The following is a 15,241-nucleotide window of genomic DNA, read 5'->3' on the forward strand; positions in this document are numbered from 1 at the left end:
CTGGCCCGAGCCTGCACCGCGACGATCCGCGTCAAGCTGCTCAAAATCGGCGCGGCCATCGTGCGCAACACCCGCCGCGTGCGCGTGCTGCTTGCCTCGCAGCATCCCCTCAAGCACGTCTTCATCAGCGCCGCTCGCGCAATGGCCCCATAGCGCATGACAAGTGCTGTCCCCGGCACGCTATAAACAATGGGGGTAGGGGAAATTGCGTCTTGCGCTGCCATTTCCCCCTCAATCTCGTCGAAAACAGCCGACCTGGGCACCCTCGCCACCTCTGCACCGAATCTCGCCAGGGCAGAGACTCACTGATGAAATATCCGGGCTAGGCCGGCGCCCGCGCCCACGCGCCGGCCCAGTCGGGGAAATCGGCGGCGGGCATCGGCTGGCTGATCAGGTAGCCCTGGGCGATGTCGCAGCCCAGGCCCTCCAGCCGGCGCCAGGTGGCCTGGTCCTCCACGCCCTCGGCCACCACGTCCAGGCCCAGGTTGTGGCCCAGGTCTATCGTGGAGCAGACGATGACCTCCGAGTCGCCGCTGGAGACCATGGGCGTGACGAAGGACTTGTCGATCTTGATGCCGTCCATCGGCAGCTTCTGCAGGTAGCCCAGGCTGGAATAGCCGGTGCCGTAGTCGTCGAGGAAGAGCTTGACGTCCAGCCTCTTGAGCCGCACCAGCGTTTCCAGCGCGGCGGCGGGGTCCGTCATCAGCGCGCTCTCGGTCAGCTCGAACTGGATGCGGTCCGGCGGGATGCCCCAGGTGGAGAACAGGCCGCGGATGCGGTCCACCAGGCCGGGATCGTACAGGTCGTGGGCCGACAGGTTGATGGCCAGCGCCCAGTCCTCGCCCGCCTCGCGCCAGGAATGGGCCTGGCTGAAGGCGGCGTCCATCATCCAGTTGGTCAGCGGCGTGATGGTGCCGGCCTGCTCGGCCATCTGGATGAACTCCATGGTCGACACCAGGCCGTGCCGCGGGTGGCGCCAGCGCACCAGGGCCTCGGCGCCGCACACCTTGCGCGTGGCCATGCCCACCTTGGGCTGGCAATACAGTTCCAGCTCGTTGTCGCGGATGGCGCTGTACAAATCGCCCATCAGCGCCAGCCGGCGCGTGTTTTCCTGCTCCTGGCCGCCGGTGTACATGGCGTAGCCGCCGCGGCCGGGCGCGGCCTGGTGCATGGCGGCGTTGGCGCGCCGTATCAGGCTGTCGGCGTCGGTGGCGTGGCCCGGGTACAGCGCGATGCCGATGCCGACCCGCGCGTCCAGCAGCAGGCCCGCCAGTTCGACCGGTTCCCGCATCATGGCCACCAGCCGCTGCGCGGTCTGGCGCGCGTAGTCGGCGCCGCCGTCGGGCAGCAGCAGCGCGAACTCGGCCTCGCCCACCCGCGCCAGCGTCTCGTGGCCCCGCACCTGGGCTTGCAGGCGCCGCGCCAGCAGTTGCAGCAGTTGGTCGCCGGCGCGGTAGCCCAGCACCTTGTTGATCTCCTGGAAGCGGCCCACCTCCAGGTGCAGCAGCGCCAGCGCGTGGCGCCCGCGCCTGGCGTCGCCCATGGCCGCGTCCAGTTGCTCGACCAGGCGGGTGCGGTTGGGCAGGCCGGTCAGGCTGTCGTAGAAGGCCAGCCGCGCGATGGTGGCCTCGGCTTGCTCGTGGCGCACGCGCACGCGCAGCGCGGCGATGCCGTAGGCCATGTCGTCCACCATCTCGCCCAGCAGGGCCACCTCGGCCTGGTCGAAGGCGTCCGGGTCGGCGGCGGCCATCGCCACCGCGCCCAGCACCTCGCCGTCCACCCGCAGCGGGAAGGCCGAGATCGCGGCGTAGCCCAGCTTCGCGGCGTGCTTGCGCAGGTGCCCGTATTCGGGGCCGGCGTATTGCGGGTCGGTCAGCAGGCGGCGCCCGATGACGGCCTCGCCGGTGCGGATGGCCACGCCGGTGGCGGTGCGGCCGTAGATGGTTTCGCTCCAGGCCCTGGGCTCGTCGGCGCCGTCCGCCGCGCCCGCCGACAGGTGCACCATCCAGCGGATGGTGCGCGGCTCGTCCGGCTGCACGAAGCCGACGCTGGCCAGCAGGTAGCCGCCGGTGTCGACGATGACGCGGCACATGTCGTCCAGCAATTGCTGTTCGTTGGTGGCGCGCAGCAGAGTGCGGTTGCCCGCGCTCAGCGCGGTGAGCGCGCGGTTGACCCGGGCGAGTTCCTTCGCCAGGGGCAGGTGCTCCGCGGCGCCTTCGGGTTCATCGGCGGGCTGCGTCATGGATCGTTCCAGCGTGTGGATGATCTTTATTATACGCAGAGCCCGCCAGGTGGTTGGACTATGTTGCCGCGCCCGCTTCCCCGTTTAACCGCGGCAACAGGCCCCAGCCCAGTTGCCGGCGGATTTCCCCGATCGACGGCGGCGGCGAACGCTGCGCCCGCCGCGTCGCCAGGTAGGATCGAATCTGCTCCTTGCTCGGCCGCCGCCGCTCCCGCTCCTGCTGTTCCATGCCGCGCTCCCTCTTCCAACGTACATTTTCCGGGTACATATCGGTGTCGCCACAGCCATGGTAGGAAGCGGACCTAGGGCGTTCTAATTCCATTTCACCATTAATCTATATGGATATGGCATAGCTCGACGGTCCGGCGTCTGCCGCGGCGCGCCATTTCCGGGCCGCCGCGCGCCGTCCGGCGCGCCGTTTACCCAATGGCGGCAAGGGTTGGCGCGGGTCCGGGCGGTCTCGCGCGGCGCAAAAAACGGCGCGGCGGGCGGCCGGAACGGCGCCGGGACCTCGGTTGACGCTGCTTTGGTAGCGATAGCATAATGCGCTGGCCAGATGATACAGCGGCGCCAGCAGTAAAAGAAAAACCCGGCGGACACAGGCCGGCGGATGAGACACCCCAACCAGACAGACCATGCATAACTTCACATCGCTAGACACGTTCGTCTTCTTCATTTACTTCGTCATCGTCGCCAGCTACGGCCTCTGGGTGTACAAGCGCAAGCAGAAAGGCTCCGGCTCGGCGTCGCACGACTACTTCCTGGCCGAGGGCTCGCTGACCTGGTGGGCCATCGGCGCCTCGCTGATAGCGTCCAACATCTCCGCCGAGCAGTTCATCGGCATGAGCGGCTCCGGCTTCAAGATCGGCATGGCCATCGCGGCCTACGAGCTGATGGCGGCCGCCACGCTGGTGATCGTGGCCGTGTTCTTCATGCCGGTCTACCTGAAGAACCACATCTACACCATGCCCCAGTTCCTGGAGCAGCGCTACAACAAGTCCGTCGCGATGGTGATGGCGGTGTTCTGGCTGGCGCTGTACGTGGTGGTCAACCTGACCTCCATCCTGTACCTGGGCGCGCTGGCCATCAGCAGCATCGCCGGCCTGCCCATCCTGCCGTGCATGCTGTTCCTGGCCATCTTCGCCGTGATCATCACCCTGGGCGGCATGAAGGTGATCGGCTACACCGACGTGATCCAGGTGTTCTTCCTGGTGGTCGGCGGCCTGGTCACCACCTGGCTGGCGCTGGACATGGTGGCCGCGATGAACGGCGGCACGGGCATCAGCCACGGCTTCTCGGTGCTGACCGAAAAAGCCGCCGGCCACTTCGACATGGTGCTCACCCGCGACAACGAGAACTACATGGACCTGCCGGGCCTGACCGTGCTGCTGGGCGGCATGTGGATCGTCAATCTGAACTACTGGGGCTGCAACCAGTACATCACGCAGCGCGCCCTGGGCGCCGACCTGCCGACCGCGCGCAAGGGCATCCTGTTCGCGGCCTTCCTGAAGCTGATGATGCCGGTCATCGTGGTGCTGCCGGGCATCGCCGCCTTCGTGCTGCACCAGCAGGGCGGCCTGGGCGACGGCATGCTGCACAACGGCGAACTGAATCCGGACCGCGCCTATCCCGTGCTGCTGAACTTCCTGCCCACCGGCCTGAAAGGCGTGGCGTTCGCCGCGCTGACCGCCGCCGTGGTCGCGTCGCTGGCCGGCAAGGCCAACTCCATCGCCACCATCTTCACGCTGGACATCTACAAGAAGGCCTTCAACCGCGACGCCGACGAGAACAAGATGGTGTGGATCGGCCGCGTGACGGTGATCGTCTCGATGCTGCTGGCCGTGCTGATCGCGCCGTACATGGGCATCGACAAGAAAGGCGGCTTCCAGTACATCCAGGAATACACCGGCTTCGTCTCGCCCGGCATCCTGGCCATGTTCCTGATGGGCTTCTTCTGGCGCAAGACCACGGCGGCGGCGGCCATGTTCGCCACCATCGGCGGCTTCATCGCCTCCATCGTGCTGAAGTTCCTGCCGGGCGTGGTGAACCTGGGCTTCCTGGCCCCGATCGGCTTCGCCAAGGAAGTGGGCGGCGTGTACGAGATGCCGTTCCTGGACCGCATGTTCGTGGTGTTCATCTTCGTGGTGGCCGGCATGGTGCTGATCAGCCTGCTGAACCCGAACAAGGAAGCCAACGCCGGCAAGGAAATCGAAGTCGACACCCGCATGTTCAAGACCGAGAAGAGCTTCGCCCTCGGTTCGGCGGTGATCTGCGTGCTGCTGGCGGTGGTGTACACCGTGTGGTGGTAAGCGGGGTTTCTTTCACAACCTTGTCATATTAAAAACCCATACTCCTGGCAGACCCACTCCAGGAGTATTCATGAGCAACGCCCTCTCCCGCCGCGCCTTCCTCTCGCGCGGCGGCATCCTGATCGGCGGCGGTGCCCTGCCCGGCACCTTGTTGCTGAGCGCATGCGGCAGTTCCGAGCAGCCCCCCTTCACCGCCCCCGCCATCGTCACCAGCGAACGCGAACGCCCCAAACTGGCCGGATTGCAGTTCGGCGACATCACGCAGGGCCAGGCCGTGGTCTGGACGCGCGCCGACCGCGATTCGCGGATGGTGGTGGAATACGACACCAGCGCCGCCTTCGCCAACCCCAGCCGCATCGTCGGCCCCTACGCCACCGAGGCCAGCGACTTCACCGCCCGCGTCGACCTGAGCGGCCTGCCGGACGGCCAGACCGTGCACGTGCGGGTGCGCCACGTGGACGGCGGCGCCGAAAGCGAAATCGTCACCGGCCAGTTCCGCACCCCGCCCGCCGCCGGCAAGGCGGTGCGCTTCCACTGGAGCGGCGACAACGCCGGCCAGGGCTGGGGCATCAACACCGAGTTCGGCGGCGTGAAGATCTACGAGGCCATGCGCAAGCGCGATCCCGATTTCTTCATCCACAGCGGCGACACCGTGTACGCGGATGGCCCCATCAAGGCCGAGACGGTCGCGGAGAACGGCAAGATCTGGAAGAGCATCGTCACCGAGGAAGTGGCCAAGGTGGCCGAGACGCTGAGGGAGTTCCGCGGCCGCCACGCCTACAACATGCTGGACGCCAACTTCCGCCGCTTCGCCGCCCAGGTGCCGCAGATCTGGCAATGGGACGACCACGAGGTGACCAACAACTATAGCGCCGCCAAGGACTTGTCGGCCGACGCGCGCTACACGGAGAAGAACGTGGCGCTGCTGGCCGCCCGCGGCCAGCGCGCCTTCCTCGAGCACGCGCCCATGCGCTACTACAAACAGTCCGAACCGCAGAGGATCTACCGAAGCATGTCCTACGGTCCGCTGCTGGACGTGTTCGTGCTGGACATGCGCAGCTACCGGGGGCCGAACATGGCCAACCGCCAGACGACCGAGGACGCCAACACCGCCTACCTGGGCGCGGCGCAGATCGACTGGCTGGTGGCGGAACTGCAGGCGTCCAGGGCGACCTGGAAGGTGATCGCGGCGGACATGCCGGTCGGCCTGCACGTGCCGGACGGCGTGGACGCGTCCGGCGCGCCGCGCTGGGAGGCCAGCGCCAACGGCGACGACGGGCCCGCCTCCGGCCGCGAGCTGGAGATCGCGCGGCTGCTCAAGCGCATCAGGGCCGTCAAGAACGTGGTGTGGATCACGGCCGACGTGCATTACTGCGCGGCCCATTACTACGACCCGGCCAAGGCGGCGTTCACCGAGTTCTCGCCGTTCTGGGAGTTCGTGGCGGGGCCGATCAACGCCGGCTCCTTCGGCCCGAACAAGATGGACAAGACCTTCGGGCCGACCGTCATGTTCGAGAAGGCGCCGGCCGTGGCCAATTCCTCGCCGTTCGCGGGCTACCAGTTCTTCGGCGAGGTGTTGATCGATCCCGTCTCCAAGGCGATGACGGTGGAGCTGCTGGACTTGGACGGCGCGTCCCAGTACAAGAAGGTGCTGGCGGCGGATTTATAGCTTTTAGTTATAAATGCCATTCGAAAATAATATTAGACGCACATACTGCATTGCAGCATAATCGTACCTGTCTCCTCCAACTCTCAATGAATTGGATTCAGCCCGCTCCTTGTAGCGGGCTTTTTTTTATTCCCCCGGCTTCGCCGGGAAGCGCTTCTCGGCGCGGTTCTTGCGGCGGCCGCTTCGCCCGCGCCCCTTCTTGCGCTGGCCTTCGTTGCTCTGCGAGGCCGATGCCTCCTGCCTGGATGGCTTCTCCCGCGGCATGGCGGGCATATCCTTGTGCAGGGGCGGTTTGGAGCGCGGGCCCTGATCCTCTGCCCGATCTTGGCGCTCGGCGGAAGCCGTTGCCAGCCACGTGGACGGCTTGACGTCGTCGCGCGGCTGATGCGGCGCCACTTGGCGTGCCGGCTTGGCCTCGGGTACGTCGGCGTCGAACATGCGGGCTATCGCCGCTTGACGCGCCGCCCGGCAGACGTCCGCCCGCAGCCATTCCTCGCTGCCTGGAAAGCGTAGCCAGATGGCTTTCCAGGCGTTGCGGTTGCCGCTGCCCTCCAGGTTGGCGAAGCCGGAGGGTGACATGACGCGCTCCCCGTACTTGATCTCGGAGTCCTCCACCACGGCGAAGGATGGCTTGCGGCCGAAGCTGGCGCGCAGCACCGTGCCCTCCGGGAGGAACACCTGCTTCCATTGGTAGCCCGCTTTCGACGGCGCCGCAGGCTGTTGCGCGGCCACGGGTACAGGTTTCATCCAGGCCGCGACCGCGTCGCAAACCACGTCCCCCATGCGGATATCGGACCAGAAAATACCGGTGTGCTCGCCCAAAGCTAAAAGCAAATCGGACGGCAAATAAACAGGAAATTCCATGCGGGCCATCGTTGTTCTCCCGGCGACGGTTTACTAAACGCTGCTACTCCACCCTAAGGCTTACTACAGCGCGCGATTTCATACTAAATCGGCCGCCTGCGGCGAGAGATCGTACTAAATCCCGCTACGGCCTTAATTGTTAGACCGGCGTAGTACGTTTTCGTTCCCAAGTGCGCGAAAGGCGCGCGTCATAGAACGGAGTAGTAGCGGATATAAACGGGTAGCACGGAATCGCGTGTTTTAGTAAAACCGCGAAAACAGGACATGTTTTCGCCCGCCGCGGCAACGCGCGGCCCAGCGGAAGCTAACGCGCGGGCGCCAACTGCTCGCGGTTGGCCGAGATCGACGCCAGCACCAGCGGCTTGAGGCCCGCGCCGCGCTCGATGTCGATGTATTCCAGCAGCCGGCTGCGCATGCTGGGCGCCCAGAAGCGCTTGAGGTGGTTGGCGATTTCGGTGGACGCTTCCATCTCGTCCGGATACGACTCGAAGAAGGTCCCTATCTGGTTGGCCATAGTGACCAGGTGATCCGCTTGCATGTTCCGTCCCCCTATTCCGTATATTCTGATTGCGATGTGTACACTGTGAACCGCTCCCCTCGCGCGAAGGCCACCAGCGTCATGCCGCACTGCCGCGCCACGCGCACCGCCAGGCCGGTCGGCGCGGACATGGCCACCAGCACGCCGATGCCGCACAGGGCCGCCTTTTGCACCATCTCCACGCTGGCGCGGCTGGTGATCAGCGCGAAACCGCCGTCCAGCGCCAACTGCGAGCGCGCCAGGCCGCCGATCAATTTGTCCAGCGCGTTGTGGCGGCCCACGTCCTCGAACGCCATGCGCGGCAGGCCGTCCGCTCCGCACCACAGGGCCGCGTGGATGGCGCCCGTCACGCCGTTCATGGGCTGCAGCGCCTTGGCGGAGAGCAGCGCGGCGCGGATGGCGGCGGCCGATGGCACCCGGCTGGCGGCGAGCCGCGGCAATGGCCGGAACACCTGCGCCAGGCTATCCACGCCGCACAGGCCGCAGCCGGTGCGCCCGGCCATATTGCGGCGCCGCTCCTTGAGCCCCGCGAAGGCGGCGGCGCCGATCTCGATATGCACCGTGACGCCCGCCGCCCCGGGCTGGACCTCGGCGCCGTAGAAGTCCGCCACCGACGGGATGATGCCCTCGCTGAGCGAGAAGCCCAGCGCGAACTGTTCCAGGTCGGCCGGCGTGGCCATCATCACCGCGTGCGACACGCCGTTGTATTCCAGCGCGACCGGCACTTCCTCGGCCAGTTCGTCCAGTGCCGTGCTCCAGTCGCCCTCGCGGTAGCGCGAGACCGTGCCGCTCGTGGTGGGCGCATCCGCGAGGCCGGGCAGTTCGTCCAGTGCGCAACTCATGCCGCTTCCCCGGAAACGGCCAGCGCCAGCTGCTCCTGGTTGAAGCGCGCGTACTCCCGCTGCCAGTCCGACTGGCCGTGCACCGGCAGCACCTGCACCGCCGTCACCTTGTACTCCGGGCAGTTGGTGGCCCAATCGGAGTTCTCGGTGGTGATCACGTTGGCGCCGGATTCCGGGAAGTGGAAGGTGGTGTAGACCACGCCCGGCATCATGCGCTCGGTGACCTGCGCGCGCAGCACCGTCTGGCCGGCGCGGCTCTGGATGCCGACCCAGGCGCCGTCCGCTATGCCGCGCTCCTGCGCGTCGTGCGGATGGATCTCCAGCCTGTCCTCGGCATGCCAGCGCACGTTCTCGGTGCGGCGGGTCTGCGCCCCCACGTTGTATTGCGACAGGATGCGCCCCGTGGTCAATATCAGCGGGAAGCGGCGCGTGACCTTTTCGTCCGTGGCCACGTATTGCGTGATGATGAAGCGTCCCTTGCCGCGCACGAAGCCGTCCACGTGCATGGTCGGCGTGCCTTCCGGCGCGGCGTCGTTGCAGGGCCACTGTATGCTGCCCAGCTGCTCCAGCCGCGCGTAGCTCACGCCGGCGAAGGTCGGCGTCAGGCGCGCGATTTCGTCCATGATCTCGGACGGATGGCTGTAGTTCATCGGATAGCCCAGGCGGCGCGCCAGTTGCACCGTCACTTCCCAGTCCGCGTAGCCGGCCTTGGGCGGCATCACCTTGCGCACGCGCGAGATGCGGCGCTCGGCGTTGGTGAAGGTGCCGTCCTTTTCCAGGAAGGAGGAGCCGGGCAGCAGCACGTGGGCGTACTTGGCGGTCTCGTTGAGGAAGATGTCCTGCACCACGATGCATTCCATCGCCTCCAGCGCCGCCGTCACGTGCAGCGTGTTCGGGTCGGACTGCACGATGTCCTCGCCCTGGCAGTACAGACCCTTGAAGCCGCCGCCCAGCGCCGCGTCGAACATGTTCGGTATGCGCAGGCCGGGTTCGGCCTGCAATTGCACGCCCCACTCCTGCTCGAACAGGGTGCGCACGGTGGTGTCTGAGACGTGGCGGTAGCCGGGCAGCTCGTGCGGGAAGGAGCCCATGTCGCAGGAGCCCTGCACATTGTTCTGGCCGCGCAGCGGGTTCACGCCCACGCCCTCGCGCCCCACGTTGCCGGTGGCCATGGCGAGGTTGGCGATGCCCATCACCGTGGTCGAGCCCTGGGCGTGTTCGGTCACGCCCAGGCCGTAGAAGATGGCGCCGTTGCCGCCGGTGGCGTACAGGCGCGCGGCTTCGCGCACCTGCCGCGCCGGCACGCCGGTCACCGCCTCCATCGCCTCGGGCGAGTTGGCGGGCTGCGCGACGAATTCGCGCCACTGGCGGAAGGAGTCGCTGTCGCAGCGCTCGGCGATGTAGGCCTCGTCCAGCAGCCCTTCCCCCACGATCACGTGGGCCAGGGAGCTGACCAGCGCCACGTTGGTGCCCGGCCGCAGCTGCAAATGGTGATGGGCGCGCACGTGCGGCGACTTCACCAGGTCGATGCGGCGCGGATCGATGACGATCAGCTTCGCTCCCTGGCGCAGCCTGCGCTTCATGCGCGAGGCGAACACCGGATGGCCGTCGGTGGGATTGGCGCCGATCACCATGATGACGTCCGCCTTGGCGACCGACTTGAAGGTCTGCGTGCCCGCCGATTCGCCCAGCGTCTGTTTCAGGCCGTAGCCGGTGGGCGAATGGCACACCCGCGCGCAAGTGTCGACGTTGTTGTTGCCGAAGGCGGCGCGCACCAGCTTTTGCACCAGGTAGCCCTCCTCGTTGGTGCAGCGGGAGGAGACGATGCCGCCGATGGAGTCGCGGCCGTGCTTGGCCTGGATGCGCTTGAACTCGGACGCCGCGTAGTCCAGCGCCTCGTCCCACGACACTTCCTTCCACGGGTCGGTGATCCTCGACCGTATCATCGGTTTCAGGATGCGGTCCTTGTGGGTGGCGTAGCCCCAGGCGAAACGGCCCTTGACGCAGGCGTGGCCCTCGTTGGCCTTGCCGTCCCTGGCCGGCACCATGCGCACCACCTCGTTGCCCTTCATCTCGGCGTTCAGCGAGCAGCCCACGCCGCAGTAGGCGCAGGTGGTGTTGACGCTGTGCTCGGCCTGCCCCAGCCAGATGACGGATTTCTCCTGCAGGGTGGCGGTCGGGCAGGCTTCCACGCAGGCGCCGCAGGACACGCACTCGGACTCCATGAAGGACTGGTCCTGCCCGGCCGAGACGCGCGCCTCGAAGCCGCGCCCGGAGATGGTCAGCGCGAAGGTGCCCTGCGTCTCCTCGCAGGCGCGCACGCAGCGGTTGCAGACGATGCACTTGGAACTGTCGAAGGTGAAATAGGGATTCGACTCGTCCTTCTTCAACTCGAGGTGGTTGGCGCCCTCCATGCCGTAGCGGACCTCGCGCAGACCGGTCACGCCGGCCATGTCCTGCAGTTCGCAATCGCCGTTGGCGGGACAGGTCAGGCAGTCCAGAGGATGGTCGGAGATGTACAGCTCCATCACACCCTTGCGCAGCTGCTGCAGCTTGGGCGACTGCGTGCGCACCACCATGCCCTCCTCCGCCGGCGTGGTGCAGGACGCGGGATAGCCGCGCCGCCCCTCGATCTCCACCAGGCACAGGCGGCAGGAGCCGAAGGGTTCCAGGCTGTCGGTCGCGCACAGCTTCGGGATGTTCACCCCATGCTCGGCGGCGGCGCGCATCACGGAGGTGCCGGCGGGGACGGTGACGCGTTGGCCGTCGATCTCCAGCGTCACGAACTCGGTGGCGACGCTGGCGGGGGTGCCGAAGTCGCGGCTGATGATGGTCTCTATCATGGTGTCTCCAGGCCGAAGTCTTGAGGGAAGTGGTTGAGCGCGGACAGCACGGGGTACGGCGTCATGCCGCCCATCGCGCACAGGGAGCCGTGCAGCATGGTGTCGCACAGGTCGCGCAGCAGGACGACCTGCCGGGCGGCTTGGCCCGCTCCTTCCCCGCCGCGTATCTTGTCGATGACTTCCACGCCCCGGGTAGAGCCGATGCGGCATGGCGTGCATTTGCCGCAGGATTCGATGGCGCAGAATTCCATCGCGTAGCGCGCCAGCTTGGCCATGTCGGCGCTATCGTCGTGCACGACGATGCCGCCGTGGCCCAGCACCGCCCACAGCGCGGCGAAGGCCTCGTAGTCCAGCGGCGTGTCCCACTGCGACTCGGGCAGGTAGGCGCCCAGCGGACCGCCGACCTGCACCGCCTTGATTGGACGGCCGGACGCGCTGCCGCCGCCGTATCCGTACAGGATCTCGCGCAGCGTGGTGCCGAACGCGAGTTCGATCAGGCCGCCGCGCTTGATATTGCCGGCCAGTTGCACCGGCAGCGTGCCGCGCGAGCGGCCCATGCCGAAGTCGCGGTACCACGCGGGACCGCGGTCCAGTATCAGCGGCACGGCGGCCAGGGACAACACGTTGTTGATGACGGTGGGCCGGCCGAACAGGCCCGCCAGCGCGGGCAGCGGCGGCTTGGCGCGCACCACGCCGCGCTTGCCCTCCAGGCTTTCCAGCAGCGCGGTCTCCTCGCCGCAGATGTAGGCGCCCGCGCCCTTGCGCACCTCCAGTTCGAACGCGCGCCCCGTCCCCAGCACGTCCGGGCCCAGGAATCCCCGCGCCCGCGCCAGGCCCGCCGCCCGCTCCAGCGCCGCGATCGCGTGCGGATACTCGCTGCGCACGTAGATGTAGCCCTTGTCCGCTCCCACCGCGAAGCCGGCGATGGTCATGCCCTCGATCAGCAGGAAGGGATCGCTCTCCATGACGATGCGGTCGGCGAAGGTGCCGGAATCTCCCTCGTCGGCGTTGCAGACGATGTACTTTTGCGCGCCATCGGCCTTCAGCACGGTGTTCCACTTGATCCCGGTGGGGAAAGCGGCGCCGCCGCGGCCGCGCAGGCCGGACTCGGTCACCGCCGCGACGATGGCCTCCGGCGCCATGCCCAGCGCCGCGCGCAAGCCACGATAGCCGCCGTGCGCCTGGTAGTCGTGCAGCGACAACGGGTCCGTGACGCCGGAGCGGGCGAAGATGAGGCGGTCCTGCCGGGCGAGGTAGGGTATCGCCTCCACCAGGCCGAGCAACAGGCGGTGCGGGGTCGCGCCCGCAGTCCCGCCCGCGCCCGTGGCCGCGCCGTCATGGAAGCCGGCGTCGAACAATCCGGCCACGTCCTCGGGTTCCACCGGGCCGTAGCCGTGGCGTCCGTCGGCCAGCTCCACTTCCACCAGCGTCTCCAGCCACAGCATGCCGCGCGTGCCGTTGCGCACCAGGTCGATGGCGACCCCGCGACGCCGCGCCTCGCCGACGATGGCCGCCGCCACCTCGTCCGCGCCCACCGCCAGCGCGGCGGAGTCGCGGGGCACGAAAATCCGCACGGGGGCGCTCATGCGGCCTCCGTCCGGGCCGACGCGGCCAACGGGGCCGGTGGGGGCGGCGGCGCCTCGTCGAGCGCCTTGTCGAGCGCTTTGTCGAGCACCGCGTCGAACCGCGCCGGCGTCACGCGCGCGTGCACCGCGCCGTCTATCGTCAGCGCCGGTCCGCTGGCGCACTGCCCCAGGCAGTACACCGGCTCCAGCGCGAAGGCGCCGTCGGCGCTGTGTTCGTGCAGGCCGCAGCCCAAGGCCCGCCCCACGTGCGCCAGCAAGGCGTCGCCGCCCACGCTCTGGCACGCCTCCGCGCGGCAAACCTGCACCACGTGCCGCGCCGGCGGCGCGCCGCGGAAGTAATGGTAAAAAGTGACCACGCCATGCACTTCCGCGCGCGACAGGTTGAAATGGCCGGCGATGCGCTCCACCGACTCCGGCGGCACGTGGCCGATGCGGTCCTGGACCGCGTGCAGCGCCGGCAGCAGCTGGTCCTGCGAATTCGGAAAGCCGGCGAGGATGTGGCTGATGTCGCCGGCGCGGGCTGCCGGGTCGGTGGCGGGTGGGTTCATGGTCTCTCCTGAATGGCGCCGCATATGTTCCACAAAACATATTCAAGCACGCCGTTGCATTGTTTTTCTAGGCTATCATTGGAAAAACAATGATTCAATATGAACGGATTTGCATATGATTAAAGTGGAGATCAGCGCGGACTGGCTTTTGCGCCAGGCCGACGGGGCCGTCACCTCGCTGCCGCGGTTGTTGGCGCTGCTGCAATCGGTGCGCCAGTTGGGCAGCATCATCAAGGCGGCCGAGGCCTGCGGCATGTCCTACCGCCACGCGTGGGGCATGCTCAACGAGTTCGACACGCGCTTCGGCGCGCGCCTGCTGGACAAGGTGCGCGGCCAGGGCACGGTGCTCACGCCGCTGGCCGAAAAACTGATCTGGGCCGATTTGCGCATCAAGGCGCGCCTCGCGCCCATGCTGGAAAGCCTGGCCTCGGAATTGCAGCAGGACCTGGCCAGCGTGATGCCCGGCCAGGGCCAGGCGCTGCGCCTGACCGCCTCGCACGGCTTCGCGGTCGCGGCGCTGGTCAAACACCTGGAGGCGCAACAGCTGGCCGTGGACCTGCAATACCGCAGCAGCACGGAGGCGGTGGCTGCTCTGGCGCGCGGCGAATGCGACCTGGCCGGCTTCCATTTGCCGATGGGCGCCTTCGAGGCGGTGGCGGCCAGCCGCTACCTGCCCTGGCTGGACCCGCGGCGGCACGCCTTCATCCACCTCGCCCGCCGCACGCAGGGACTGTTCGTCGCCAAGGGCAATCCTAAGCGCATCGCGGGACTGGCGGACCTGGCGCGGCCCGAGCTGCGCTTCGTGAACCGCCAGCAGGGTTCGGGCACGAGGCTGCTGCTGGAACTGCTGCTGGCCGAGCAAGGCGTCGCCCTGGACACGGTGAACGGCTACGACAGCGCGGAATTCACCCACGCCGCGGTGGCCGCCTACGTGGCCAGCGGCATGGCGGACGCCGCCTTCGGCGTGGAGACCGCCGCCCGCAACTTCGACCTGGACTTCATCCCCGTCGTGCGCGAACGCTATTTCTTCGCCTGCGAGCGGCGCGCACTGGAGTCGCCGGTGGTCGCCGGCGCGCTGGCGGTCATGGCCGGCGCCGGCTTCCGGGCGGCGCTGGACGCGCTGCCCGGCTACGACGGCGAGGCCTGCGGCGGCCCGGCCGAAATCGCCTCCTTCGCGTAAATTCGGCGCAACAGGTTTAAGTTTACGTTTACGTAAACGTAAGGTCGAGCTATTATCGTCGCTGAACCCACAGCCCGATAAATCGCCATGACCCTCATCGAATCGAAACTCAACCCGCGCAGCGACGATTTCAAGTCCAACGCGGCCGCCATGCAGGCCCTGGTCGACGACCTGCGCGACAAGGTCGCCAAGCTGGCCCAGGGCGGCGGCGAGGCCGCCAGCGCCAAGCACGTCGCCCGCGGCAAGCTGCTGCCGCGCGACCGCGTCCAGATGCTGCTCGATCCCGGCACGCCCTTCCTCGAGTTCTCCCAAATGGCCGCCTACGGCATGTACGACGACGCCGCGCCGGCCGCCGGTATCATCACCGGCATCGGCCGCGTCTCCGGCCAGGAGTGCGTGATCGTCTGCAACGACGCCACCGTCAAGGGCGGCACCTACTACCCCGTCACGGTGAAGAAGCACCTGCGCGCGCAGGAGATCGCGGACCAGAACAACCTGCCCTGCATCTACCTGGTGGACTCCGGCGGCGCCAACCTGCCCAACCAGGACGAGGTGTTCCCGGACCGCGACCATTTCGGCCGCATCTTCTACAACCAGGCCAACATGTCGGCCAAGGGCAT

Annotated in this window: 13 protein-coding genes; 5 read left to right on the forward strand and 8 right to left on the reverse strand. The window is 67.6% G+C overall.

From position 1 onward, the window contains the following. Positions 1-153: transposase (locus BM436_RS35005; RefSeq protein WP_177307536.1), on the forward strand; the 153-nt coding region annotated here is incomplete at its 5' end. A gap of 169 nt (positions 154-322) precedes the next feature. Here BM436_RS35005 and BM436_RS35010 read toward each other — a convergent pair. Both BM436_RS35010 and BM436_RS37400 read right to left on the reverse strand, forming a co-directional pair. Then, the gene (locus BM436_RS35010) at positions 323-2,242 is read right to left on the reverse strand and encodes a putative bifunctional diguanylate cyclase/phosphodiesterase (RefSeq protein WP_093561555.1); all 1,920 of its coding nucleotides are present in this window, start codon (positions 2,240-2,242) and stop codon (positions 323-325) included. Positions 2,243-2,300: 58 nt separating this feature from the next. Continuing rightward, entirely contained in the window at positions 2,301-2,471 is a 171-nt protein-coding gene (locus BM436_RS37400) for a hypothetical protein (RefSeq protein WP_177307816.1), read from the reverse strand. A gap of 406 nt (positions 2,472-2,877) precedes the next feature. Here BM436_RS37400 and BM436_RS35015 point away from each other — a divergent pair, with 406 nt between their 5' ends. Then, positions 2,878-4,551, forward strand: a complete 1,674-nt coding sequence (locus tag BM436_RS35015) for a sodium/sugar symporter (RefSeq protein ID WP_093561556.1) — start codon at positions 2,878-2,880, stop codon at positions 4,549-4,551. A gap of 70 nt (positions 4,552-4,621) precedes the next feature. Next, positions 4,622-6,220 (forward strand): alkaline phosphatase D family protein, encoded by a 1,599-nt coding sequence (locus BM436_RS35020; RefSeq protein WP_093561557.1) that lies wholly within the window; start codon positions 4,622-4,624, stop codon positions 6,218-6,220. A gap of 126 nt (positions 6,221-6,346) precedes the next feature. On the opposite strand, the gene BM436_RS35025 is transcribed toward BM436_RS35020, so the two are convergent. From BM436_RS35025 to BM436_RS35050, 6 genes are all read right to left on the reverse strand, one after another. Then, positions 6,347-7,093, reverse strand: coding sequence for a hypothetical protein (locus BM436_RS35025; protein ID WP_093561558.1), 747 nt, complete (start codon positions 7,091-7,093; stop codon positions 6,347-6,349). Positions 7,094-7,388: 295 nt separating this feature from the next. Next, positions 7,389-7,622, reverse strand: coding sequence for a formate dehydrogenase subunit delta (locus BM436_RS35030; protein WP_093561559.1), 234 nt, complete (start codon positions 7,620-7,622; stop codon positions 7,389-7,391). Positions 7,623-7,633: 11 nt separating this feature from the next. Then, complete coding sequence (fdhD, locus tag BM436_RS35035; protein WP_093561560.1) at positions 7,634-8,464, reverse strand: formate dehydrogenase accessory sulfurtransferase FdhD; 831 nt, start codon at positions 8,462-8,464, stop codon at positions 7,634-7,636. Further along, a complete protein-coding gene (gene fdhF / locus BM436_RS35040; RefSeq protein WP_093561561.1) occupies positions 8,461-11,307 on the reverse strand; it encodes a formate dehydrogenase subunit alpha in 2,847 nt (948 codons plus the stop codon). Before fdhF ends, fdhD begins: the two co-directional genes overlap by 4 nt. Further along, positions 11,304-12,893, reverse strand: coding sequence for a formate dehydrogenase beta subunit (locus tag BM436_RS35045; protein WP_093561562.1), 1,590 nt, complete (start codon positions 12,891-12,893; stop codon positions 11,304-11,306). The genes fdhF and BM436_RS35045 overlap by 4 nt, the downstream gene beginning before the upstream one ends. Further along, a complete protein-coding gene (locus BM436_RS35050; protein ID WP_093561563.1) occupies positions 12,890-13,441 on the reverse strand; it encodes a formate dehydrogenase subunit gamma in 552 nt (183 codons plus the stop codon). Before BM436_RS35050 ends, BM436_RS35045 begins: the two co-directional genes overlap by 4 nt. A gap of 115 nt (positions 13,442-13,556) precedes the next feature. On the opposite strand from BM436_RS35050, the gene BM436_RS35055 reads away from it, so the two are divergent. Beyond that, positions 13,557-14,621 (forward strand): substrate-binding domain-containing protein, encoded by a 1,065-nt coding sequence (locus BM436_RS35055; protein ID WP_093561564.1) that lies wholly within the window; start codon positions 13,557-13,559, stop codon positions 14,619-14,621. A gap of 87 nt (positions 14,622-14,708) precedes the next feature. Beyond that, positions 14,709-15,241: carboxyl transferase domain-containing protein (locus BM436_RS35060; RefSeq protein ID WP_307667164.1), on the forward strand; the 533-nt coding region annotated here is incomplete at its 3' end.

It is taken from the genome of Pseudoduganella namucuonensis, from assembly GCF_900116645.1.
In the GTDB taxonomy this organism is placed as follows: domain Bacteria; phylum Pseudomonadota; class Gammaproteobacteria; order Burkholderiales; family Burkholderiaceae_D; genus Rugamonas; species Rugamonas namucuonensis.